This window comes from Paraburkholderia sp. 2C, assembly GCF_054589215.1.
The window spans coordinates 130600-153928 of the sequence record NZ_BAAILL010000042.1; the positions used below are offsets into that span (position 1 = coordinate 130600).

The 23329-nt window shown below is 61.2% G+C and carries 24 protein-coding genes; 8 read left to right on the plus strand and 16 right to left on the minus strand.

All coding sequences use genetic code 11. From position 1 onward, the window contains the following. Positions 1-183 precede the first annotated feature (183 nt). A complete protein-coding gene (locus tag ACYPXD_RS20630; protein WP_459715228.1) occupies positions 184-921 on the plus strand; it encodes a LysR family transcriptional regulator in 738 nt (245 codons plus the stop codon). Positions 922-1150: 229 nt separating this feature from the next. Further along, complete coding sequence (locus ACYPXD_RS20635) at positions 1151-1864, plus strand: response regulator transcription factor (RefSeq protein ID WP_459715788.1); 714 nt, start codon at positions 1151-1153, stop codon at positions 1862-1864. Here the strand turns inward: ACYPXD_RS20635 and ACYPXD_RS20640 are convergent. Continuing rightward, positions 1825-2403 (minus strand): hypothetical protein, encoded by a 579-nt coding sequence (locus tag ACYPXD_RS20640; protein WP_459715230.1) that lies wholly within the window; start codon positions 2401-2403, stop codon positions 1825-1827. The two genes, ACYPXD_RS20635 and ACYPXD_RS20640, sit on opposite strands and share 40 nt — an antisense overlap. 107 nt (positions 2404-2510) lie before the next feature. Between ACYPXD_RS20640 and ACYPXD_RS20645 the strand changes: the two genes are divergently transcribed. Together ACYPXD_RS20645 and ACYPXD_RS20650 are read left to right on the plus strand one after the other, a co-directional pair. Further along, complete coding sequence (locus ACYPXD_RS20645; RefSeq protein ID WP_459715232.1) at positions 2511-3503, plus strand: helix-turn-helix transcriptional regulator; 993 nt, start codon at positions 2511-2513, stop codon at positions 3501-3503. 135 nt (positions 3504-3638) lie between these two features. Continuing rightward, a complete protein-coding gene (locus ACYPXD_RS20650; protein ID WP_459715234.1) occupies positions 3639-5480 on the plus strand; it encodes a flavin monoamine oxidase family protein in 1842 nt (613 codons plus the stop codon). Between the two features lie 18 nt (positions 5481-5498). On the opposite strand, the gene ACYPXD_RS20655 is transcribed toward ACYPXD_RS20650, so the two are convergent. The 7 genes from ACYPXD_RS20655 to ACYPXD_RS20685 form a co-directional block, all read right to left on the minus strand. Continuing rightward, complete coding sequence (locus ACYPXD_RS20655) at positions 5499-5873, minus strand: DUF59 domain-containing protein (protein ID WP_459715237.1); 375 nt, start codon at positions 5871-5873, stop codon at positions 5499-5501. Positions 5874-5881: 8 nt separating this feature from the next. Continuing rightward, positions 5882-6331 carry a Fe-S cluster assembly sulfur transfer protein SufU gene (gene sufU / locus ACYPXD_RS20660; protein WP_459715240.1) on the minus strand — a complete coding sequence of 150 codons (450 nt, stop codon included), beginning with the start codon at positions 6329-6331 and terminating at the stop codon, positions 5882-5884. Beyond that, complete coding sequence (locus ACYPXD_RS20665) at positions 6328-7572, minus strand: SufS family cysteine desulfurase (RefSeq protein WP_459715243.1); 1245 nt, start codon at positions 7570-7572, stop codon at positions 6328-6330. The genes sufU and ACYPXD_RS20665 overlap by 4 nt, the downstream gene beginning before the upstream one ends. A 35-nt stretch (positions 7573-7607) precedes the next feature. Next, complete coding sequence (sufD, locus tag ACYPXD_RS20670; RefSeq protein ID WP_459715245.1) at positions 7608-8942, minus strand: Fe-S cluster assembly protein SufD; 1335 nt, start codon at positions 8940-8942, stop codon at positions 7608-7610. Further along, on the minus strand, positions 8939-9727 hold the full coding sequence (sufC, locus tag ACYPXD_RS20675; RefSeq protein WP_459715247.1) for a Fe-S cluster assembly ATPase SufC: 789 nt from the start codon (positions 9725-9727) through the stop codon (positions 8939-8941). Before sufC ends, sufD begins: the two co-directional genes overlap by 4 nt. 48 nt (positions 9728-9775) lie before the next feature. Continuing rightward, positions 9776-11224 carry a Fe-S cluster assembly protein SufB gene (sufB, locus tag ACYPXD_RS20680; RefSeq protein ID WP_459715250.1) on the minus strand — a complete coding sequence of 483 codons (1449 nt, stop codon included), beginning with the start codon at positions 11222-11224 and terminating at the stop codon, positions 9776-9778. 243 nt (positions 11225-11467) lie between these two features. Further along, entirely contained in the window at positions 11468-11902 is a 435-nt protein-coding gene (locus ACYPXD_RS20685) for a hypothetical protein (RefSeq protein ID WP_459715253.1), read from the minus strand. 93 nt (positions 11903-11995) lie between these two features. Between ACYPXD_RS20685 and ACYPXD_RS20690 the strand changes: the two genes are divergently transcribed. Further along, positions 11996-12349: a DUF4148 domain-containing protein gene (locus ACYPXD_RS20690; protein ID WP_459715256.1), complete on the plus strand. Its 354-nt coding sequence runs from the start codon at positions 11996-11998 to the stop codon at positions 12347-12349. A gap of 57 nt (positions 12350-12406) precedes the next feature. Then, a complete protein-coding gene (rclC, locus tag ACYPXD_RS20695; RefSeq protein WP_459715258.1) occupies positions 12407-13027 on the plus strand; it encodes a reactive chlorine resistance membrane protein RclC in 621 nt (206 codons plus the stop codon). A gap of 124 nt (positions 13028-13151) precedes the next feature. Here rclC and ACYPXD_RS20700 read toward each other — a convergent pair whose 3' ends face one another. The 4 genes from ACYPXD_RS20700 to ACYPXD_RS20715 form a co-directional block, all read right to left on the minus strand. Then, a complete protein-coding gene (locus tag ACYPXD_RS20700) occupies positions 13152-13688 on the minus strand; it encodes a DUF3455 domain-containing protein (protein WP_459715262.1) in 537 nt (178 codons plus the stop codon). A 221-nt stretch (positions 13689-13909) separates the two neighbouring features. Beyond that, the gene (locus tag ACYPXD_RS20705) at positions 13910-14539 is read right to left on the minus strand and encodes an MlaC/ttg2D family ABC transporter substrate-binding protein (RefSeq protein WP_459715264.1); all 630 of its coding nucleotides are present in this window, start codon (positions 14537-14539) and stop codon (positions 13910-13912) included. 244 nt (positions 14540-14783) lie between these two features. Beyond that, positions 14784-16022 carry a cytochrome P450 gene (locus ACYPXD_RS20710; protein ID WP_459715266.1) on the minus strand — a complete coding sequence of 413 codons (1239 nt, stop codon included), beginning with the start codon at positions 16020-16022 and terminating at the stop codon, positions 14784-14786. A 161-nt stretch (positions 16023-16183) separates the two neighbouring features. Beyond that, on the minus strand, positions 16184-16702 hold the full coding sequence (locus ACYPXD_RS20715; RefSeq protein ID WP_459715269.1) for a ProQ/FinO family protein: 519 nt from the start codon (positions 16700-16702) through the stop codon (positions 16184-16186). Between ACYPXD_RS20715 and ACYPXD_RS20720 the strand changes: the two genes are divergently transcribed. Then, positions 16595-17206, plus strand: coding sequence for a hypothetical protein (locus ACYPXD_RS20720; RefSeq protein ID WP_459715811.1), 612 nt, complete (start codon positions 16595-16597; stop codon positions 17204-17206). The genes ACYPXD_RS20715 and ACYPXD_RS20720 overlap by 108 nt on opposite strands. Positions 17207-17309: 103 nt before the next feature. On the opposite strand, the gene ACYPXD_RS20725 is transcribed toward ACYPXD_RS20720, so the two are convergent. The 4 genes from ACYPXD_RS20725 to ACYPXD_RS20740 all read right to left on the minus strand — a co-directional run bounded on the left by ACYPXD_RS20725 (position 17310) and on the right by ACYPXD_RS20740 (position 22515). Continuing rightward, entirely contained in the window at positions 17310-18752 is a 1443-nt protein-coding gene (locus tag ACYPXD_RS20725; RefSeq protein WP_459715271.1) for an aldehyde dehydrogenase family protein, read from the minus strand. Between the two features lie 117 nt (positions 18753-18869). Beyond that, complete coding sequence (locus ACYPXD_RS20730) at positions 18870-20522, minus strand: acetolactate synthase large subunit (RefSeq protein WP_459715274.1); 1653 nt, start codon at positions 20520-20522, stop codon at positions 18870-18872. Between the two features lie 281 nt (positions 20523-20803). Further along, on the minus strand, positions 20804-21484 hold the full coding sequence (locus ACYPXD_RS20735; protein ID WP_459715276.1) for a type 1 glutamine amidotransferase domain-containing protein: 681 nt from the start codon (positions 21482-21484) through the stop codon (positions 20804-20806). Positions 21485-21612: 128 nt separating this feature from the next. Further along, positions 21613-22515 (minus strand): LysR family transcriptional regulator, encoded by a 903-nt coding sequence (locus ACYPXD_RS20740; RefSeq protein WP_459715791.1) that lies wholly within the window; start codon positions 22513-22515, stop codon positions 21613-21615. 133 nt (positions 22516-22648) lie between these two features. Here ACYPXD_RS20740 and ACYPXD_RS20745 point away from each other — a divergent pair, with 133 nt between their 5' ends. Further along, entirely contained in the window at positions 22649-23101 is a 453-nt protein-coding gene (locus ACYPXD_RS20745; protein ID WP_459715278.1) for an SRPBCC family protein, read from the plus strand. The last annotated feature ends 228 nt before the right edge of the window (positions 23102-23329 follow it).

A 23329-nucleotide genomic window follows, 5' to 3' on the forward strand; every position in this document is an offset into this window, starting at 1 on the left:
GTTCACGTTAGACGGTCACTCATACCAGCTATTCCGAGCCTGACAGAACGTTGACTGTCATGCACTGTACCTACTACTATGTACGAACACCAAGTGCCGATTCGTTGAGTCGATTTCAGTAGGAGTTCTGTCCATCCCGGCACCTCGATTGTCTGTTTCCGGCTGTGCATGAGGAAATGCGGTATGAAGAACATCGACTATCAACTGCGTCAATTCGTTAAGGTTGCCTCCTATAAATCGCTGTCCGAGGCGGCCGTCGCACTCAATGTCACCCAATCGGCGTTGAGCAAACAGCTCAGGGAAATCGAGCTCGCCGTTGGCCAACGTGTTTTTCGCCGGCATGGCCGCGGCATCGAACTCACGAAACACGGCGATGCGCTCTGGCGCGCGGTACAAGCCGCGTACAAGCTCGTGGACGCGACCATTGGCCAGATCCGGTCGACGCACCACCGCGCGCCCGGCAAGACATTGCGAGTCGCCACGCTATATGGACGCTCTCAGGGCATCGTGAACGAACTCGTCGTGACCGTGCCTGGCAAGCGCCCCGAGATCAATCTGACGATGATGGAAGGCTCGGTGGGCGACGTATGCCGCCTCGTCGAAGCAGGTATTGCGGACGTTGGCTTTATCGAGCAGACCGCAGCGATTCCCGACACGTTAGAGATGAACAGCACTATGGCGAGTCGTGGGGAGCTGTCCTGGTGCGTTCATGCCGAGCGCGCGCCAGACGAAATGATAAATGCGGAAATACCGGTTACACGCGTAAGTTGTCTTTCCGGCAGCGGCAGCGGTGGAGAGATAGTTGCGAACTCCACGATCGTCCAGATAGCGGACCGAACGATCGGTCGGAGCCATTGCGAGGTTGCGGGAACATTGCGGCGCCTCGTCGCGATTACGCGAAAGGCCAAACGCGCGGCCTGATGTGGGCCTTGTACACCCGCCGTCAGCACGGTGTTTCGTCCATTCCTACGCATTCCTTCTCATGGTGAATCCCAAGCCATGAAATTCTCAACTCTTCGCGCTCTCCGTGACAACATATCTGTCATTGAGTAGACTTCTTGCCATTCGCAGGCTTCGCCCTTGCTGTCGCACCGTCAGCCACCCGCGAACTGTAACCAGTAAATCAGATATAGCCGGTTGTACAGAATCTATGAGCGAGACAGACAGCCGTGGCTCGGCGACCAACGACAGCAGCGGAATCGTCTATGTAATCGACGATGATTCGCCCATCTGCGAAGCAGTCGAATCCCTGTTCCGTTCGGTCGGAATACACGCGAAGACGTACTCTCACGCAGTGGACTTTCTGACCAGCGACCTGCCCGATACCCCTTCGTGTCTGCTGCTCGACGTGCGCTTAAGAGGCCCTAGCGGCTTCGTCGTTCAAAGCCAGATGCGAGAGCGGCAGATTCATATTCCGATCATCTTCATGACCGCGCACGGCGACGTCGCGATGTCGGTCAAAGCGATGAAAGCCGGTGCGTTCGACTTCCTGACGAAACCGGTACGAGACCAGGAATTGCTCGATGTGGTCACCGAGGCGCTCAAAGTCGACGAGAAGCGCTTGCGCTACGAGCGTTCGCTGACAACGCTGCGCCATCAGTACGATTCGCTGACGCCGCGACAGCGCGAAGTCATGGCGCTCGTGGTAAATGGCCTGATGAACAAGCAGATTGCCTCCCAGATGTGCCTGAGCGAGATTACGGTGAAGATCTACCGACGGGAAGCGATGAAGAAAATGGGCGCAACGACAGTGGCGGATCTCGTTCGCAAAGCGGTTCAGCTAGGCATACAGGAACCCGTGCCGGACGACCTCGTACAGTCCGTTCAGTTTGCGAAGGAGACGGTCGTTCCCGCACCTTCGTGAGCACCCGGCGTTGTATGCAAGAAATCGCATCCCAGACAATTTCCATCTCCTGCTCGCCGATGCCATGCTGGCGCAGAAACCCTGCTGCGGCATTGGCGCCGCCTTCTCAGTTCGCAAGGCGGATAGTCTAAAAGCAATGGTGCATTACTGATTCCGTTCACGGTGGCAGCAAACGCAGTGCGTTTGTCGCGGAGCAGCGGCCCGTTTCCGTTGAAGGTCCGCCTCCAGCGACGGGCGAGACGCTCGCCGACCTTGGCGATGCCGGCACCTGGCGCGTCGATGTGTTTTGCCCCGGATTCGCGGCCGATTGCATCGAAACGATCGAAGAGATCGGCATTGAAGGACGCGATACTTTCCTTGAATCCGGCGGCATGGAATTTCACTGCATCGATTGCCTCAATGAAGCGCCGGCCTTGATCGACACACTCGGCGGGATCGCACTCGATATCTTTCCGGCTGGTCCGGTCAAGCACCGCTGAAAAGCGGCACGATCGACCTGTTCGAGGCAGCTTAGGGCTTTCAGATGCGTAAACGACCACCGGACCTCGCAAGTGTGGAATAGAAGCGATCCATCGCGTGTCCAATAAAGCTGAGACTGTGCAAAGCCGATATGACCTGGCACAGCCGCATTCATTGAGACACTGCGATGACCACGCCATCCCGACACCTGTCCTATCACCGTGGCCCTGCCAGCGAGTACGAATGGCAGCAGAGTTTGCGCTCGCTCGGAATCGACTGCCGGGCGGATCCGCTACGTTCGGTCGATTCGGGCTTTACAAGCTGGAGCGCTGGGCAGGTTGCGATCCTGTCCGCCGATTTTCGTCATCAAACCATCACGCCCGTCTCTCCGGACGAGTCGCCGTTGACGCACGACCATCTCTTTCTTAAGGTCGTCAAAAGCGGCTCCGCCATGATCGAGCAGCACGGCCACACGCAGGTGATTCGCCAGGGCGACATCGTCGTGATCGATCCGAAAGAGCCTTACCGCGAAATGGTCACCGAACGCGCGACCGGCCTGGGCCTGCGCTTTCCTCGCTCCGCGTTGCGCGAACGCGGCTTTCGCTGCGCATTGCGCGGCTTCTATCTGCCTGATGTGTCTTCGCCGGATGTGCAAGCGGTCCGTGCGCTGATCGAATGCCTCGGCCAGCAATCGGGCGCATCGAGCGCCGACGTCAGACGGCGTCTTGGCGATCAGTTACTCGACCTGCTCGACATCGTCATCCACGATCCAACCGTGGTTCGCACAGGCCGCGGGCCGTCGGCCATCCTCTTCAAGGCGAAGCAGTTTATTTCGCGTCATGCCGGCAATGCGGACCTTTCGCCGTCGCAGATCGCCGCGCACGCATGCGTATCCGAAAAGTATTTGAGCCGTCTTTTCACGGCGCAAGGCATGTCGGTGATGCGCCATGCACAGTCGGTGCGGCTCGAACGCGCCGCACGGCTGCTTGCAGCGACACCGTGGCAGCGCAATCTCGTCGCACAGGTTGCATTCGAGTGCGGCTTTACGAGTGCATCGCACTTCAGCCGCGCATTCAAGGAGCGATTCGGTGTCGCGCCAAGCGAAGCGCGCACGCTTGCGCCGCATGATGCGCCATCACCGGACGGCATGCACGCAGCCAACACGACGCAAGCGGCCTGACTCGCAGGAAACAGGTAAAAAGCGGTTTCCGGACACGCATCTCGCGGTTCTCGTGAACGTAGGCCGGCGCAACGAACACTACCATCGGTTTAATCGAATCGGGTTCTCCCGCACACACTACCGATGAACGTTCGCATGAATAGTCCTGCTACGCCCGGCGCATGGCGCGTCGGTTATCCGTCTCCCGCCGACTTCAACTTCGACTTTTCGCGGTTGCTGCGCAACACGCAACGCGCCGGCATCGCGAGAAATACCTCGCCCGACTTGCGCGTCGCCATTGTTGGCGCGGGGGTGGCCGGCTTGACCGCTGCGCACGAGCTGTTTCGTTGCGGTGTCACGCATATCGACATTTACGAGGCATCCGGGCATATCGGTGGAAGGTTGCGCTCGCAACCGGTCGCCGGCCAGCACACCGTATTCGAACTCGGCGCGATGCGCATTCCAATGTTCACGCAACCGGCCGGCCCGGCCGCCACGCTCGCGCATTATGCGGAGACGTTTGGCGTCACCTCGCAGCCCTTTCCAAGCGCCGATCGCGCCGACATTTCGTTCGGCGCCTATTCGGAACGATTGTCGTCATTCAATCTGAAACCGCCCGGCGGCATTTTGCCGGACACGCCCGAACTTGAATCGGTGCCACAGAAGTGGCAGGCGTTCGCGTCCCGGGTCGTCACCGCGATACAAACGCTATTCGGTACACCGCAGTGGCCTGCCTTCTGGCATGCGGTCGAACAACGCTACTGGCGCGACAGCTTTCGCAACGTGATGCTGACGCCCGCGCTCGTGCGGCACGATTGGGCCACCACCGGCGACTTCGGCGGCGCGGGCATGAACGAACGCGAGCTGTGCGTGCTCGAACGCGCGGGCATCGGCGCGGGACCATGGGCCGCTTATCTCGACTTTGCCGCGATGATCGTATTCCGCATGCTGTTCTTCGGCTTCTTCGACGATTTGCGGCTGATTCAGGGACGCTTCGATACCGATGGCGATTATGCGGGCGGACCCCACGCCGACGACACATCGCTGAGCGATACCTTAGGGCACCCGCTTGCCGCACCGCGCTATCTCGGCGTGCAATCGCTCGCCGAAGCGATGCTGTATTGCCCGGTGCAAAGCGCGCATGTCGCGCCGATTTCCCTCTACGACGCCTTGCGCGACGCGCAATACCGCGTGCAACTCTATACGCACAGCCCCGTTGAATCGATTACGCGCGTCGGCAACGAAGTCCACATCGTGTGCCCCACTCACCAGCGCAGCTACGACGCGGTGCTGCTCACCGCACCGATGTCCGGCAACCGGTGCGCGATACGGATGGACGGGTTTTCCGAGGCCGAACTGCCATTCGATGTGATCGGCGGCGATCGCATGTCCAGCTGGTTCGCGTCCTCGAAGGTCTATGTCGGGTTGAAGAGGCGCTACTGGGAAAACACGGCGATCCCGCAGTTGATGGCATCGGACAATTATCTCGAGACCACATACGGATACGCGCTGCAGACCCCGCGTATCTCGGACCCCGGTGTTCTGCTGCTCAGCTATACGTGGGACGCGCAATCCATCAATCTGCTAAGCGAAGCCGACGATACCGAACTCGTCTCGCGCTGCGTCGCGACGCTCGACCGGATGCTCAAGCATAGCGGCCTTGCCGGAAAGATCTCCGATTACGTCGATGAAGGACAGTCCGCGGTGATCCACTGGTCCAGGCAGCCGACTATCCGCGGCGCCGGACGCGTCTATCGCGCGGGCATTCTGCAGCCGAACCATGCGCTCGTTGCTTATAACGAAGTACACAGCGCGAAATCGAAGCTCTATCTGGCAGGCGAAGCCTATGCGATAGACGGCGGCTGGGTCGAATCGGCGATACGCATGGGGCTCGATGCCGTGATGCATCTGCTGCACAACCATGGCGCCGAATTCACGGGCGGCTTCGTGTTCGATTCGATGTATCCGAGCCGGATTACGGAGCGTTTTACGGTGTAAGCAAGCGGCGGGCGCCCGCTAGAACATGCCAAGTTGCAAACGCGCGGCTTCGGTCATGCGCGCCTTCGTCCACGGCGGCTCCCACACGAGCTCTATCGTCACGTCGCGCACGCCCGCCAGCGAAAACACTTCTTCCTCGACCACCGATGGAAAGGTTTCGGCGACCGGGCATGCGGGCGCGGTCAATGTCATGCGGATTTCGACGCGCCCGGCTTCCTCGTCGACTTTCAGGTCGTAAATCAGACCGAGGTCGTAAATGTTCACCGGTATCTCCGGATCGTATAGCGTGCGCAATCCGTCGACCACGCGGTCCTTGAGCGGGCGTGTGCCGTCGTCGCCAAACGATTCACGGCCCACTTCATCGCCCAGTTCATCGCCCAATTCATCGCTCATGTTGCCGCTCATTCCTCATGCTCCTTGCGGCCGTGCAGCGCGGCCGATAGCGTGTGCCACGCGAGCGTCGCGCATTTCACGCGCGCCGGAAATTCGCGCACACCGGCGAGCACCCGCGTTTTGCCGAGGCCCTCGGTATCGCCCTGCGCGGCTGCGTGATCGCTCGTCACCATGCCCTGAAAGCGCTCGATGAGCTGCTCCGCTTCTTCAAGCGTTTTGCCCTTGACGAGATCGGTCATCATCGACGCCGATGCAGTCGCGATCGCACAGCCCTCGCCGTCGAATCCGACCTCGGTCACGATACCGTTCTCGACGCGTAACGCCAGTTTGACGCGATCGCCGCACAGCGCGTTATAGCCGATGGCCGTGTGGCTTGCATGATCGACATCATGCCGGTTGTGCGGCCGGCGGTAGTGATCGAAGATCACTTCCTGATACAGCTCGCGAATATCGCTCATGATCGAAACAGCTCCTTTACGCGCGCAAGTCCATTCACCAGTGCGTCGATTTCCTCGTGCGTGTTGTAAAGCGCCAGCGAAGCGCGCACCGTAGCCGGCACGTCGAAGCGCGCCATGGCCGGCATCGCGCAATGGTGGCCCGCGCGTACCGCAATACCGGCATCGCTCAGAATCGAGCCGACGTCGTGCGCATGAATTCCCTCGACGACAAAAGACAGAATGCCGGATTTCTGCGCCGCCGTGCCGATCAGCCGCACGCCGTCGACACGCTGCAATTCGCCGGTCGCATGCGCGAGCAGAGCATGCTCGCATGCCGCGATTGCGTCAAAACCGAGCGTGCGGATATAGTCGATGGCCGCCGCAAGCGCAATGGCGCCGGCAATATTCGGCGTGCCTGCCTCAAACTTCCACGGTAGTTCGTTGTACGTGGTCTTCTCGAACGAGACAGTGCGGATCATGTCGCCTCCGCCCTGCCACGGCGGCATTGCGTCGAGCCACTTGGCCTTGCCGTAAAGCACGCCGATGCCGGTCGGGCCATACAGCTTATGGCCTGAAAACGCGTAGAAATCGCAATCGAGCGACCGCACGTCCACGGGCATATGCGCGACCGCCTGTGCACCGTCGAGCAGCACGGGAATGCCGCGCTCATGTGCGGTGTCGATCAACCTCCTGACCGGATTGACCGTGCCCAATGCGTTCGACACGTGTGCAAGTGCAACGAGTTTCGTGCGCGGACCCAGCAGCGCTTCAAACGCTTCGACATCGAGCGTGCCGGTGTCGTCGACCGGTACGACCTTCAGCATCGCGCCCGTCTGCTCGCACGCAAGCTGCCACGGCACGATATTCGAATGATGTTCGATCGAGGAGATCACGATCTCGTCGCCAGCCTGCAAACGCGGCCGCGCGAAGCTGTTTGCCACCAGATTGATCGCTTCGGTCGTGCCGCGCACGAAGACGATTTCCGACGTCTGCGCCGCATTGATGAACTCCGCGACCGTCGCGCGCGAGCGCTCATACGCTTCGGTTGCACGTTCGGCAAGCCAGTGCACGCCGCGATGCACGTTCGAATTGGTGTGGCGGTAATAGTTCGATTCTGTCTCGATCACGCAATGCGGCTTCTGCGTCGTCGCCGCATTGTCGAGATAGACGAGCGGCTTTCCGTTCGGACGGGTGTCGAGAATCGGAAAATCGCGCCGCCACACGCGCACGAGGTCTTCACGTTCCAGATCGATGCGTTTCATATGCATGCGCCCTCTTTAGCGTCCTTGTGAGTCCTTCAGGCATCCTTTGCGTCGACCGGTGCATCGGCCATACGCGTCAGCAATGTGGCTTCAAGACGCGCTTTCAACGCGTCGATCGCCACGCGGTCGATCACGTCGCGCGCAAAGGCGAAGGTCAACAGCGCACGCGCGGCCCGTTCGTCGATGCCGCGCGCGCGCAGATAGAACAGTTGTGTTTCGTCGAGCTGTCCGACCGTCGTGCCGTGCGTGCAGCGCACGTCGTCGGCGAAGATCTCGAGTTGAGGCTTCGTATCGACTTCCGCCTTGCGCGACAGCAGCAGGTTGTGATTGGCCTGATCGGCATCGGTCTTCTGCGCATCCTGACGCACGACGATGCGTCCGTTGAATACGCCGTGCGCGGCGCCGTCGAGCACACCACGGTACGTCTCGCGGCTCGAGCATTGCGGGTGTGCATGGTCGATCATCGTGTAGTGGTCGAGATGCTGCTTGCCGCTGCCGACGTAAAGACCATCGAGCGTCGTGTGCGTGCCCGGTCCTGCGAGCTTCGCGGTAATCGTCGAGCGGGCGAGCGCGGCGCCGAATGAAAACGCATAGGACGAGAAGCGGCTCGCGCTGCGTTGCTCGGCAAGCACCGTTCCGGTATGAACGGCGCCCGGTGCTTCCTGCTGCACACGGTAGTGCTGCACGTCCGCGTTCTCATCCGCATGGATGTGCGTCACCGCGTTCGTGTAGTACCCGTTATCCTGCGCGCCGACATACTGTTCGACGACCGCGCAGTGCGCATGCGCGCCTGCGACGATCAGGTTCAAGGGCTGAACGGTCAGATCGCTTTCGCCGCCGCCGATAAAGAGCACGTGCAGCGGCTTGTCCAACGCCGTATGCGGCGGGATCAGCATAACGAAGCCGTCGCGCGCGAATGCTGCGTTAAACGCAGTCATTCCATCGGGCTCGCCGCCACGCTCCAGCTGCACGCGGATTTGCTCGGGAATCTGTTCGAGCGCGCTCGCGAGGCTGCCGATAAACACACCTGGCGGCAGCCCCCTGACGTCGGACTGCTGCTCGGACCACGCGCCGTTCACAAATACCAGCCGGTGCACGCCTTCCAGCGCATGCGCATTGACGAGCTGTTCAAGGCTCGTTCGAGGCGCTTGAGGATCGAGAGCCGGGGCAACGCCCAGCAGCTTGCCGTTCAATACGTCGAGATTCGTGTACTTCCACGCTTCGTCGGCACGCGTCGGAAAACCCTGCACGCGAAACTGCTCGAATGCCCGCAAACGCCGCTCGTTCATCCACGGCAGCGCCGCACCCGGCAGCGTCGGCGCAAGCGCCGCAAACACCTGCGTCAGATGGTCGAGGGATTCGCTTTTCATACCATCACCTGCGAAGCATGCCGCGAAGACTCGTCTTCTCCGGAATCCTGCACGAGCCAGCCATAACCGCGTTGTTCGAGTTCGAGCGCCAGTTCGCGCGTACCGGACCGCACGATTCTGCCTTGCGACAGCACGTGCACATAATCGGGCACGATGTAGTCGAGCAGACGCTGATAGTGCGTGACCAGCACGATCGCTCGCTCGGGGCTGCGCATCGCGTTGACGCCTTTCGCCACGAGTTGCAGCGCATCGATATCGAGTCCCGAATCGGTTTCGTCGAGAATCGCGAGCTTCGGTTCGAGCACCGCCATTTGCAGAATCTCGTTGCGCTTCTTTTCGCCGCCGGAAAAGCCTTCGTTCACCGCCCGATGCAGCAGATCGTCGTTCATCTGCATCACATCCATCTTGCCGCGCAGCAACTCCAGAAAGTCGATCGCGTCGAGTTCCGGTTCGCCACGATGCCGGCGTTGCGCATTCAGCGCTGCGCGCAACAAATAGACATTGCTCACACCGGGAATTTCCACCGGATACTGGAACGCGAGAAAGATCCCTTCGCGAGCGCGCTCTTCCGGCGCAAGCTCGAGCAGATTCGAGCCGAGCCACGATACCTCGCCGCCCGTCACCTCGAACTGGTCGCGGCCAGCCAGCACATTCGCGAGCGTGCTTTTGCCCGAGCCGTTCGGCCCCATGATCGCGTGCACTTCGCCCGGCTTCACATCGAGGTCGATGCCACGCAAAATGTCCTTGCCTTCAACGCTTGCACGCAGATTTCTGATTTTCAGCATGATTGAATGCTCCTTGCTGTTCTTTCGCTGTGACCGTCACTTCCTCTGTTAGCCGACGCTGCCTTCGAGGCTGATGCCCAGCAGCTTCTGCGCTTCGACCGCAAACTCCATGGGCAGCTGGTCGAACACTTCCTTACAGAACCCATTGACGATCATCGACACGGCATCTTCCGCCGATAGTCCGCGCTGCATGCAGTAGAACAGCTGGTCTTCGCCAACGCGCGATGTCGAGGCTTCGTGCTCGACCTTCGCAGTCGGATTCTTCACTTCGATATACGGAAACGTATGCGCGCTGCAGCGGTCGCCCATCAGCAGCGAATCGCATTGCGTGAAGTTGCGCGCGCCCTCCGCCGAGCGCGCAATGCGCACGAGACCGCGATAGGCATTGCTGCCGCGGCCTGCGGAAATCCCTTTCGACACGATCGTGCTGCGCGTATTCGCGCCGATATGAATCATCTTCGTGCCGGTATCCGCTTGCTGCAGGTTGTTGGTCAGCGCGACCGAGTAGAACTCGCCGATCGAGTGATCGCCGCGCAGAATCACGCTCGGGTATTTCCATGTAATGGCCGAGCCGGTTTCGACCTGCGTCCACGAGATCTTCGAATTTTTTCCGCGGCAGTCGCCGCGCTTCGTCACGAAGTTGTAGATGCCGCCGCGCCCGTTCTCGTCGCCCGGATACCAGTTCTGCACCGTCGAATAGCGGATCTGCGCGTCGTCGAGCGCGACAAGCTCCACCACCGCCGCATGCAGCTGATTTTCATCGCGCATCGGCGCCGTGCAGCCTTCGAGGTAACTGACTTGCGCGCCCTTGTCCGCGATGATCAACGTGCGCTCGAACTGACCGGTGTTTTGCGCATTGATGCGGAAGTAGGTCGACAGTTCCATCGGGCAGCGCACACCCGACGGCACGTAGACAAACGAGCCGTCGCTGAACACCGCCGAATTCAGCGCCGCGAAGAAGTTATCCTTGTGCGGCACGACGGACCCCAGATATCGCTGCACGAGATCCGGGTGATGGCGCACTGCATCCGAAAACGAACAGAAGATAATGCCGAGTGCGGAAAGCTTTTCGCGGAACGTCGTGGCGACCGAGACGCTATCGAACACCGCGTCGACCGCCACACCCGCGAGCATTTCGCGTTCCTTGAGCGGCACACCTAGCCGCTCGTAGGTGCGCAACAGCTCGGGATCGACTTCGTCGAGGCTTTTCGGCCCGTTATTGCGTGCCTTGGGCGCCGAGTAATAGACGATCGACTGGTAATCGATCGGCTCGCGCCGCACTGTCGCCCATTGCGGCTCGGTCATCGTCAACCAGTGGCGATAGGCCGCGAGGCGCCATTCGAGCAGAAACTCCGGTTCGCCCTTGCGCGCCGATATGGCGCGGATCACGTCCTCGTCCAGTCCGGGCGGCAGCGAATCGGCCTGCACGTCCGACACAAAACCATGTTGGTACTGGCGGTTTACGAAGGGGTCGAGTTCGGTCATCGTGTCTGCCATGTGTACTCTCCGTCTGAATCTCTGTGCGTACCTTCAGCATCGTGTGATGCATGTTCCGTACCGCATCAATCCTAGTTTAGGCTTTATCAGGATCCCTTTATGTCGATACGGTTTTATGGTCTTCGAGGGTCATGTCTTCGAGGGTCATAACCATGAGCGCCCCAGGCCTTTCGATACCTGGGCCTTTCGCCGATATCGCACGAGGGCCCAAGGCGTGCGTTTATTACGCAGGCGGGAGCTGAGTCAGGGCCCGAGCCATCGGTCCGTGTCCCGCATGCGGCGCTCGAGCTCGTCGATCGTCTTTGCCTGCGCGAGGTATTCCTCGCGACCTTCAAGCGATGCGCTCAAGAACCATCGGGAGATTGAATCCACAAAATGACGAAGCATGATTTCACCCATCCAACGATGTCGATCACATTCCGGATCGCGCAGCCCTGGCGATGAGTTCTTTTCAAACAGCGAGGCGAGAGGTGTGTTTCCGGTGCCGGGAAAGCGCTGCGTCGTGATACCGGCAATGCTTCCTTGTCTCGGTAAATGGGTGCAAAGCCTCGCTTTGCAAAGGGTATGGCACGGCGGATCGTGCCAGCGAATCGTGCCAGAAAAGCGGCGCTTGCTGCCAATACAGACTGTGTGCAGGCTCTGCGCAGCCTGATCCGAACGAGCATGTGTTTGATCCATCCGGACTGCAAGCCGCTACATGTTCCCTCCTGGAGTGGACGTACGCCATCGCCGATGGCCACGCGTTACACACCACCTCAACAGGAGAACACAATGAAGATCCGATTCGCCACGCCCCTTATCGCCGCGGCTGCACTTGTCATTTCCGCGGGGGCGGGTACTGCTTCGAACGTCGCGCAAGCCGGCGAACTGACGCGTGCCCAGGTGCGCGCCGAACTCGCGCAATTGCGCGCAGCCGGATACGACCAGTCGATCGGCGAAGACGCGCACTATCCCAACGCATTGCAACAGGCAGCGGCACGCGTCAATGCGACGCAGCCGGTCGTGCACGCGCAGTCTCACGACAGCTCGGGTGATGGCGCCGACACCGCGGGCACATCGGCGTCCGGCAACCGCTTCGCGCAACCGGGCAACGACGGCATGAAGCCGGTCTATTTCGGGCAATGATCAAGCCATGCGGGCCGCTCGTGCGGCCTTCTCCGACTTTTCTGGTGAAACACAGTCATGAACCTCTATACCGACTTTTTGCGAGTCGCGAGCCGTGGTGAAGGCCTTGGCGCGAATCTCGTCCGCATCGCCATTGCGATCGTCTTTCTGTGGATCGGCGCGCTAAAGTTCGTTCCGTACGAAGCGGACAGCATTACGCCGCTCGTCGCGCAAAGTCCCGTCATGGCGTTCTTCTACGCGCATCCGAAAGAGTACGCGCAGCATATGACGAAGGAAGGCCAGCTCGTGCCCGAGCAGCGCAAATGGCAGCAGGCCAATCATACGTACGGCTTCTCGCGTGGCCTCGGCACGCTCGAAATCATCATCGGCCTGCTCGTGCTGTCGAACTTTGTATCGCGCAATCTTGGGCTGCTCGGCGGGGTGTTGTCGTTTCTCACGCCGTTCGTCACCCTGTCGTTCCTGATAACGACACCGCAGACGTGGGTGCCCGCGCTCGGCGATGCGCAGCACGGTTTTCCGTTTCTATCCGAACACGGCCGGCTGATTATCAAGGACACCGTCATACTGGCCGGCGGCGTCGTGATTATCGCGGATTCGGCAAAGCGGCTGCTGCTCGAACGCGAGCGGCTCACGCCGTCGGGAGTGCGGTCGCTGCTTGCGAAACGCACACAGTCCTGAGCAGCACCGATGCGGCCGTCTTCGCGTGTGACCCGCGGCGGCCGCACTACACGCAGCGCCCGCTTCCAGCTCGTCCCGGCTCGTTTCCAGCTCGTTTCCAGCTCGTTTCCAGCTCATTTCCAGCTCATTTCCAGAACACGTAGTTCGCAAAATACGGCGAGTAAGCAACCTGATGTTCGGCCGTGCACATCTGGGCCGGCGCGCTGCCGCCCACTGTGTTCAGTCGCTGCACGTAGCGCACGTCCGACAGCTCTCCACTTTTATCGCCGCTCTTATCGTCGCTCTTCGTTTCGAGCAGCAGTTGCGGAATGCTGCCCGCCGACGCACTGGCCATCTGGGCGATCGGGTGGCCGACGATACGGCTGCCGTCTTGCGCCTGCCATGACGGCCCCGCGTCGTGTTGAAACACCGCTCGCCCGACGGGGTCGTATAGCGTTGCCTGCGGGTTTTTGAAGAGCCACGTGAGATGGTGCGAGCCGTCGTACTCGCACATATAGACCTGAACGCCGGTCGCGGTCGTGGACGTGAACGGCTTCGCGTTCAGCGGCGTAAGCGACGAGGACATCGAAACAGCGGATTGCGCGGGCGCCGAACCGGCCGCCAGACAGGCGGCGGCCACCACGGCAAAGACGCGGAAAGACGATAAACGATTGCGGAACATGGCAAGGATCTCCTGGCATAAAAGCCTGCTCCGGAAACATTCGAGCCACCGTTTCTATTCCGTACGACGCAAAGCCTTCCAGCGCCCGCTCAAAAATTGCGACTTTTCCGCGCCGCGTGATGCATTCTGCCCTCCCTATGCTGCGCGTACCGGCTTATTCACCTGCTTATTCACCTGCTTATTGCCAGCTTATTGCCAGCTTATTGCGTGCTTACACGCTTTCACTGCTGCTTGCCAGAAGCGAGCTGCTGATTGCGCTCGGTCAGGAACTGGATGAGTCCATCGATACCGCTTTGCGCGATCTTCTCGCCGAACTGCTGCCGATACGTCTGCACAAGCCACGCGCCGACCACGTTCAGATCGTAGACGCGCCAGCCTTCGGGCGTCTTGTGCAACCGGTAGTCGATTTCGACCGGTTGAGCGTTTGTCACCGCAATGGTGCGTACGACGGTGTCCGTATCGCTCGGCGAGATCCGCATCGGCGGGTACTCCATTTTCTGATCCGGGCGCAATTGCGCGAGCGCCCCCGCATAGAGGTGGATCAGCAGCATCTGGAACTGACGCACGAGCGTTTGCTGCTGTTCGGGCGTCGCGGTACGCCAGTAACGGCCGATCGCCAGTTGCGTCGTATAGCGGAAATCGATGTACGGCAGGATGTCCCGGTTCACGATATCCATGATGCGCGGGATGTCGTTCGGATCGATCGACTGCTGGCGCACTTCGTCGAGCACCTGCTGCGTGACAGTTTTGATCAGCGTCTGCGGGTCGGATTTGTCGTCGATCTGCGCGGAGGCGCTGCCGGAAAAAACGAAGGAGGTGGCGAAGACGGCGATCAGGAATAGTTTTTTCATGGGGGTCGCGAATCCTGTGCAAATGCGTGGTGGTCACGCTTCACCGCGCACGCGTTGCAACGGCAACATGCAGCATGCAGCAACATGCAGCAACATGCAGCGGCAAAAAGAGCGGCAGCGGCAAGAGCGCGGCGCAGCGCCAGCTTAGCATTGCGCAAGAAATCGCGACGGCGATCGCGGCAAAGCACCGCCGTAGCGGCATGGCCCTTCTGCCGCTACGTTGTCGCCTCGCTGAAAGGGCGGCTTATGCGACCGCGCGCGCCATCGTGGCGGGGTGCTCGCACCAGAGCGCTTCGACGCCGCGCAAAGTATTGTTATGCCGCCAGTGCAGATCGTGCAGATTCAGCACGCGCAAATCCGGCAGGCGCGTGAGCAGCGTTTCGAGCGCGATATGCAGCTCGAGCTGCGCAAGGCGTGCGCCGAGGCAATAGTGCAGGCCGCCGCCGAACGACAGGATGCGCCGGTCGTTTTCCGTGCGCTCGAGAATCAGCTGGTTCGGGTCGTGAAATTGCGCGGGATCGCGATTGGCGCCGCCCAGCATCAGCGTGACGATCGAACCGCGCGGCAAGGCGACGCCTTCGATTTCGACGCCGTCTTCGAGCGTCGTGCGCAGCGCCGTTTGCACCGAGCTCTCGTAGCGCATGCACTCGATAATCGCCTTTTGCAGCAGTTGTGGTTGCTCGCGCAACTTCTGCAACTGCTGCGGATACCGATGCAAGCTCACTACCGCATTGCCGATCATATTCGACGTGGTTTCGTGCCCGGCAAAAAAGAGCAGCAGCACATTCGACACGATCTCGTCGTCAGTCAGCCGTCTGCCTTCCGCTTCGACCGAGATCAGCATCGACACAAGGTCGTTGCCCGGCTGCCTGCGGCGCGCTTCGAGCACACCGTGGAAGTACTGCTCGAGTTCGAGCGTCGCCTCGTTTGCCGCGGCGAGCGTCGGCTCGTCCATCGCGATCGTTTCGAACGCTTTCGCAAAACGCTCCATCTTCAGCCCGATCGCAGCGGCTTCCTCGAACGGCAGACCGAGCACGCCGGCAATCACCTGCACGGGCAGCGGCAACGCGTAGGCGCTGACGAGATCGAAAGGCTTGTCGTGCGGCAGTTCGTTGATGAGCCGTTCAGCCGTCGCGCGCGCGACCGCGCGCAACCGCTCGACCTGGCGCGCGTTGAACGCCTGCATCAGCAATGCGCGCAACGGCGTATGTTCGGGCGGATCCATCGTGATGAACATGCGGCTGAGCGCCTGGAAGGTCGGCTGCGACGCACGTTCTTCACCGTAGCGGCGCACGACGCCCGGCATGTAACGGCGGCCCATGCGGCGGTCGTCGAGCAAGGCGGTGACGACCCCATAGCGCGCGGTCGCGAAACGCTTGCCGTCCGACGTCAACGCGACGAGCGGCCCTTGCTCGCGCAGTACTTCGTAGTACTGGTACGGATCGTCAAAAAAAGCGGGGGACTGGAATGCGGGAGCGTTCATCAGCGAGGGCCTCCGTTGAGCGGAAACTGAGCGGAAACTGGCGTAAAAACAGAGGACGCCGCACGACGCCCTTGTTCCGATTACAGCGCTCGCTGTGCTTTTATTCCTTTTTGCTTTTTATTCCGGATTTATTTCGCTTTTATCCAGCCGCTATTTAGCCGCTATTCGGTTGCGGCTTTGGTCGAGGTCGACGAAGCCTCGCTTTCAGTGGCTGGTTGGGCGGCGGCTTCGATTTCGCCGGCGGCTTGCGAAACCGCTTGCGATGCTTCGGCCGCTTGCGCATTATCCGCAGCTTGCGAATGCGCGGGCGCTTGCACGTCGCCCGCTGCCGCCTGCTCCTGCGGCTTATCCGACGTTTGCGCCGCGCCTTCGGCATGGCGCGGTCGACGCGGGCCGCCACGCTGCAAGCTGCGCGCGAACGCGGTATCGCGCGAACTCACCTGGCCCGCCGGCTCGCCGTTCAGATCCACGCGCGCTGCGCCTTCGGTCAGGCACGCCCAATAGCGGCTGCCGCGGCACCATGTGGCGATCGCTTCGCGGATTTCGGCTTCGTTCAGCGCGAGTTCCTGCGCATGCGGCAACAGATCCTGAAGAATGCCGATTTTCAGCGGCAGTTTCGGCGCCGGCTTTTTCGGGAAGGCAGCCGGAAAACGCTTCTGCAATTTGCCGATTGCGTGCACGACCGGATCGACCGGCTCCTGCGGCGGCCTGCTTTTCTGGCGGTTGCGCGCCTCCGCCTGATTTCCGGGCTGATGCCCGGCGTGCTGGCGCGCCTCGTGGCCCGCGTGTTGACCGGCTTGCTGCCCGCCACGTGCTTCTCCGCGTGCTTCTCCGCGCCCTTCGCCGCGCCCTTCGCCGCGCTGCGGCCGCCCCTGCTGCCGGCTGCGCGCATCGCCGTGCCGCGCGTGCTTCTGCGCGCCAGCGGGCTGGCCCGCCGGCGGGTTGCCGGGTTGGGCGGCGGCTTGACCGCCACCGGCCTGTCCCGCGTCGCCGTGCTGATCCGCCGCGCGGCCACGGCCTTCGCCGTCTTTGCGCGGTCGATGCGTCGAGCCATCCGCGGATTTTTCCGCCGCTCTTTCCGCAGCCTTTTGCTGCCTTTGTTGACGCGCCTGCTGCTCGAGTTGCTTCTTCAACCCGGCCAGTTGTTCGAAACCCATACTGTGTCCTGCAAAAATGACGCGTGATTCTACCAGCCTCGCGTGATGCCCACGCGGTGTGGCGTTACCGCACACCGCGCCGCCCGCTCGACACCAGCGGCCTTGCGCCGCCGATTGAACCCGACACCCGTTACTTGCGCCACGTCTCGCGCATGACCATCAGCCGCAATTCGGTCATATCCTCGATCGCGTAGCGGATGCCCTCGCGGCCGAGGCCCGAGTCCTTCACGCCGCCGTACGGCATATTGTCGACTCTGAACGACGGCACATCGTTGATCACTACACCGCCCACCTCGAGTTCATCCCACGCCTCGTGCGCATGCGCGAGCGAATCGGTGAACACGCCCGCCTGCAAGCCGAAGTCGCTGTCGTTGACGGTCGCCAGTGCTTCGCTGTACTGCTCGAAACGCTCGAGAATCGCGACTGGCCCGAACGCTTCCTTGCGATAGAGGTCCGTCTCGCGCCCGACGTTTTCGAGCAGTGTCGCTTCGAAGTTCGCGCCCTCCACCTTTCCGCCCGCGACGATCTTCGCCCCGGCCTTCACCGCGCTTTCCATCCAGCCGGCGAGGCGCTTTGCCTCGGATTCGGAGATCATCGGCCCGACGAAAGTCTGTTCGTCCTTCGGATCGCCCATCTTCAACGACTTCGTTTTAGCGATCAATTTTTCGCGCAAGGCGTCGTAAATCTCGGCGTGCGCGAGGATGCGCTGCACGCCGATGCAGCTTTGTCCCGATTGATAGAACGCGCCGAATGCGAGCCGGTCGACCACGTAGTCGAGCTTGTCGCGCTGGTCGTTGTCGACGATCGCCGCCGCATTGCCGCCCAGTTCCAGAATGACTTTCTTCTTGCCCGCTTTTGCCTTCAGATCCCAGCCGACCGCCGGCGAGCCCGTGAACGAAAGCAATTTGAAACGTTCGTCGGTCGTAAACAGGTCGGCGCCATCGCGGTGCGCGGGCAGAATCGAAAACGCGCCCTTCGGCAGATCCGTTTCCGCGAGCACTTCGCCGATAATCAGCGCGCCGACCGGTGTGCGGCTGGCCGGCTTCATCACGAACGGCACGCCCGCTGCGATTCCGGGCGCGACCTTATGCGCGGCCAGATTCAGCGGAAAGTTGAACGGCGAGATAAACGAGCATGGCCCGATCGGCACGCGCTTTACGTAGCCGTGATAGCCCTTCGCACGCGGCGAGATTTCCAGATTGATCACTTCGCCGTCGATGCGCACGGCTTCTTCGGCCGCGACCTTGAAGGTATCGATCAGCCGCGTGACTTCGCCGCGCGAGTCGTTGATCGGCTTGCCGGCTTCGATGCAGAGCGCCATCGCGAGTTCGTCGTAGCGCTCGCGAAAGCGCTTGACGCAGTGTTCGAGCACCGCTTGCCGTTTGAACGGCGCAAACGCGCGCATCGCCGGCATCGCGTCGGCGGCGCGGCCGATCGCCGTATCGATGGCCTTCGCATCGGCGAGCGCGACGCGCGTCGCCACTTCGCCGGTGAATTTGTCGGTCACGGCGAGATCCGTGTTCGCGGCGACCGGTTCGTTCGCGAGGTAGTACGGGTACGTTTTTTTCAGCATCACACGTCTCCTTGAGAACGCCTGTCATTCCGATCGGGCCAAGCAATAGGCGTGCCGCAGGCCGGTCGCCGGCTGGCGGCGCAGTGCCGCGCTCGGCCACCGCGCGCGCGGCCTCTCTCAAAGCTGTGCCGACAGCCGCTTGATCTCGCGATTCAGCACGCGCTCGTTGTCAGAGTAGTCGATCGGCAGATCGATGACATGGACGCCCGGTGTCGCGAAACAATCGCGCACGAGCGGCGCGAACTCGGCCGCCGACGTGATGCGATGCCCGTGCGCGCCATAGCTCTTCGCGTAGTCGACGAAATCCGGATTCGAGAGCGTCATCCCATAGTCCGGAAAATTCATGTTTTCCTGCTTCCAGCGAATCATGCCGAATGCGTCGTCGCGCAAAATCAGCACGACGAGATCGAGCTTCAAACGCACCGCTGTTTCGAGTTCCTGCGAATTCATCATGAAGCCGCCGTCGCCGCAGACGGCCATTACCTTGCGCTCCGGATGCACGATCCTGGTGGCGATCGCCGACGGCAGCCCCGCGCCCATCGACGCGAGCGCGTTGTCGAGCAGCAGCGCATTCGGTTCGTGCGCGCGGTAGTAGCGTGCGAACCAGATCTTGTACATGCCGTTGTCGAGACAGATGATGCCGTCCTGCGGCATCGTCTCGTAGACGTCGTTGACGATGCGCACCGGGTACATCGGAAAACGCTCGTCGTGCTGGCCCTTCGCGAGATGCGCGTCGAAGTGTGTCTTGATCTCGGTGAAGCGCGCGAAGTCCCAATGCTCGCCGCGCCCCTTGAGCGCTTCCTTCAATTGCCACACCGCGTTCGCGATATCGCCGACCACTTCGATTTGCGGGAAATACACGGCATCCACTTCGGCGCCGAGAAAATTCACATGAATCACGGTCTTGTCGCCGGCATCCGCGCCGCGCATAAAGAACGGCGGCTTTTCGATCACATCGTGGCCGACATTGATGATGCAGTCCGCGTGATCGATCGCGCGGTGCACGAAGTCGCCGTCGGACAAGGTCGCATTGCCGAGCCACATCGGATGCGATTCGTCGATCACGCCCTTGCCCATTTGCGTCGTAAAGAACGGAATGCCGACCTGATCGACGAATTCGCGCAGCATGTTGCAGGTGGTCTTGCGGTTGCCGCCCGCGCCGATCATCAATAGCGGATGCCGCGCCGCGGCGACCGCTTCGACCGCGCGCTCGACCGCCTTTTCCTCGACCACCGGCCGGCGGCTGTAGCTCTTCGGAATCGGCTTGCCGTCGCCTTCCTCATGCGCAACGTCTTCGGGCAATTCCAGATGCGTGGCGCCGGGGCGCTCCTCTTCGGCGCGGCGGAACGCTTCGCGCACCGACGCCGGAATATTGCCGATCGACACGATCTGGCGCGTGTATTTCGTGAGCGGCTCCATCATGCGCACGACGTCGACAATCTGGAAATGCCCCTGCTTGCTCGACTTGATCGGCTTCTGCCCGGTGACCATCAGCATCGGCATGCCGCCTAGCTGCGCATACGCGGCCGCGGTGACGAAGTTGGTCGCGCCCGGCCCGAGCGTCGAAATACAGACGCCCGTGCGGCCCGTCAAACGGCCATAGGTTGCCGCCATAAATCCCGCCGCCTGCTCGTGGCGCGTCAGAATCAGCTTGATGCGCGAACGGCGCAACGATTCGAGCAGATCCAGATTTTCTTCTCCGGGAATGCCGAACACGTATTCGACGCCTTCCGCTTCCAGCGACTTGACGAACAGATCCGATGCTTTCATACAAGGAGCCTCGTTTGAATTCAGGATTAAAGCGTGGGATATCGAGCGGGATGCCGGGCCGACACGCAAACGCCGAGGCCGCGAACATGGCATTGAATGAAAGCTTACTCTTTCGTGAGCGATCGTGCGCCAAAGGGGTTAGACAAATCACGCAGCGGCGCGCGCTGCAACGACGCATGCCATCAATAGGAAAAGCCGCTGCGCGTGATCGATCCACGATCCGTCGCAACGGCCCTCTCTTCTCTCTGATTCGATTGTCAAACGATGCGGTGCCGGCGCACTCAGCGCTTGAACTGCTTGAGGAGTTCTTTTGCAGCGGGACCCGAAGAGGCCGGATTCTGTCCCGTTATCAACAGACCATCGACGAGTACATAAGGCGCCCAGTCCGGCCCCTTCGAATACTTGCCGCCCTTTTCCTTCAGCATGTCTTCGACGAGAAACGGCACGACCCGGGTCAGTTGCACGGCCTCTTCCTCGCTGTTCGAAAAGCCCGTTACCGGGCGGCCCGCAACGAATGGCTTGCCGTCCTTGCCCTTGACGTTTTTAAAAGCGCACGGTGCGTGACACACGGCCGTCACGGGCTTGTCGGTGGCGATCGCGCGCTCGATCAACGCGGCCGAGTCCTTATCTTCGGCGAGGTCCCACATCGGGCCATGTCCGCCGGGGTAGAACACCGCGTCGAAGTCATCCATCGACAGGGTCGAGAGCTTGTGCGTGTTCGCGAGTGTGTGCGTCGCTTCCGTGTCTTTCTCGAAGCGGCGGGTCAGATCGGTTTGAAACTCGGGTTCGTTGCTTTTGGGATCGAGCGGCGGCTGGCCGCCCTTTACCGAGGCAAGCGTCAGCTCCGCGCCTGCGTCCTTGAATACGTAATAGGGTGCCGCGAGTTCTTCGAGCCAGAAACCGGTTTTCTTGCCGGTGTCGCCCAGCTTGTCGTGCGAAGTCAAAACAATCAGGATCTTCATGTCGATCGCTCCGGGATGTGCCTGCCGTTGCCGTAGACCAACCTGCCTGCCGCTACCGGCATTCAAGCAAACGACGTGAACGACCGGCAAGCCATCTTTCGACGTTCTTGTCGAATACGCAAGCGGCGTTACAAGTGCTCGACCACTTGCGCTTCAAGCAGTGTTTTTCTGAAATGCTCGACGAGCGGCCGCAGATTGATTCGATGCCATGCGGCCCAAAGCGGCGTGTGATAGGTGAACCACGCAAGCTCGCGCAGCACGACGCCGGCAGGCGCCTGATCGCGCAGACTCTGCTGGATCATTGTCATGCCGAGCCCTGCCGCGACGAGCCCCATTGCCCCCAGCGGTTCGGTGGCTTCCATCGTGATGTCGGGTTTGAATCCGGCTCGCGCGCATGCTTCAATGAAATCGTCGTGACGCGATGCATGTTCGTTCCGCAGCACACCGATCCATTTTTGTGCGGCGAGATCGCCGCGCGCCGGCGACGCATTGCGTGCCAACGGATGGTCTTCCGGTATGGCAAGCAGCATCGGATCGCTGAGCACGAGCGCGGTGTCGAGATCCGCATCGTTCTGGGGCGGATCGCGCACGAGCGCGATATCGAGGCTGCGTTCGCGCAGCCCTTCCAATTGTTCTGCGGATTGGTAGTTATACAGCGCGATATGCACATTGGGCCGCGTCACGCGCAATGCGCGCAGCGCTTGCGGCAGCACGCCCGAATGCATCGCGTTCTCGACGTAGCCGATGCACAGGCCGCCTTCATCGCCGCGACCAAGACGTTTGCCGAGCGATTCGAGCCGGTTCGCGTGGCGCAAGAATGCCTTTGTTTCTTCGAGGAAGGTGCGGCCATCGCGCGTCAGGCGGATGCGTTGCTGCGAACGTTCGAAGAGCACCAGACCGAGCCGTTCCTCCAGTTGCGCGATCTGCCGGCTCAACGGCGACTGCGAAATATGCAGGCGCTCCGCGGCGCGCCCGACATGTTCGTCTTCCGCGACGGCGACGAAATAGTGGAGTTGGCGAAGGTCGAGCATCGGATCGGGACGATGGAGCGGATGAGGATCGAGACGATAAAGGACTGAAGTCATCCCTATTATGTCTTGGACACGCGCGATGCGCCAACTTACCCTGCCGTCACCTGAACAGACAGCGTACAAGGAGCGCATCATGGCACAAGCTTTAGCGAGCATCGAGATTGCGGCGCCGGCCGAGCGCGTGTGGCAACTGATCGGCGGGTTCGGCTCGTTGCCGGACTGGCTGCCGTACATCCCGAGCAGCGAACTGACCGAAGGCGGACGCGTGCGGCGCCTCGCGAATCCCAATGGCGAACCGATCGTCGAGCGGCTCGAAGCGTTCGATGACGCGGCACGCAGCTATAGCTATTCGATTCTGCAGGCGCCGTTTCCGGTCACCGGCTATGTCTCGACCTTGCGCGTGGTCGCGGCCGGCGTCGACACGACAGGCACCCCAGGCGCGCATGGCGGCACGTCGCAGGTGATCTGGTCCGGCCATTTCACGCCGGCCGGCGTGACCGACGAAGCAGCGACGCAGCTTTTTCAGCGCATCTACGAAGACGGCCTCAAGGCGTTAGCCGAACGCTTCGACGCGAAGAACGGCTAGTCGCGATCGATACGCGTGCGCGAACCCACCTCGGGGCATACCTTCGTATAGGTACCGCAGACGGTGATTTGCTCATTGGACACCACCGTACGATGTTCACTGCGCCCGACCAACGATATGTTCGAGGCGTCTGGTTTTTTTCGTGGGCCTCGCGCTCGTCTCGGCGACGCGGCCCCTCCCCGTGCCCGGCTGCATCCGACACGACCTGCTCGTAGTTCCGTCCTCCAT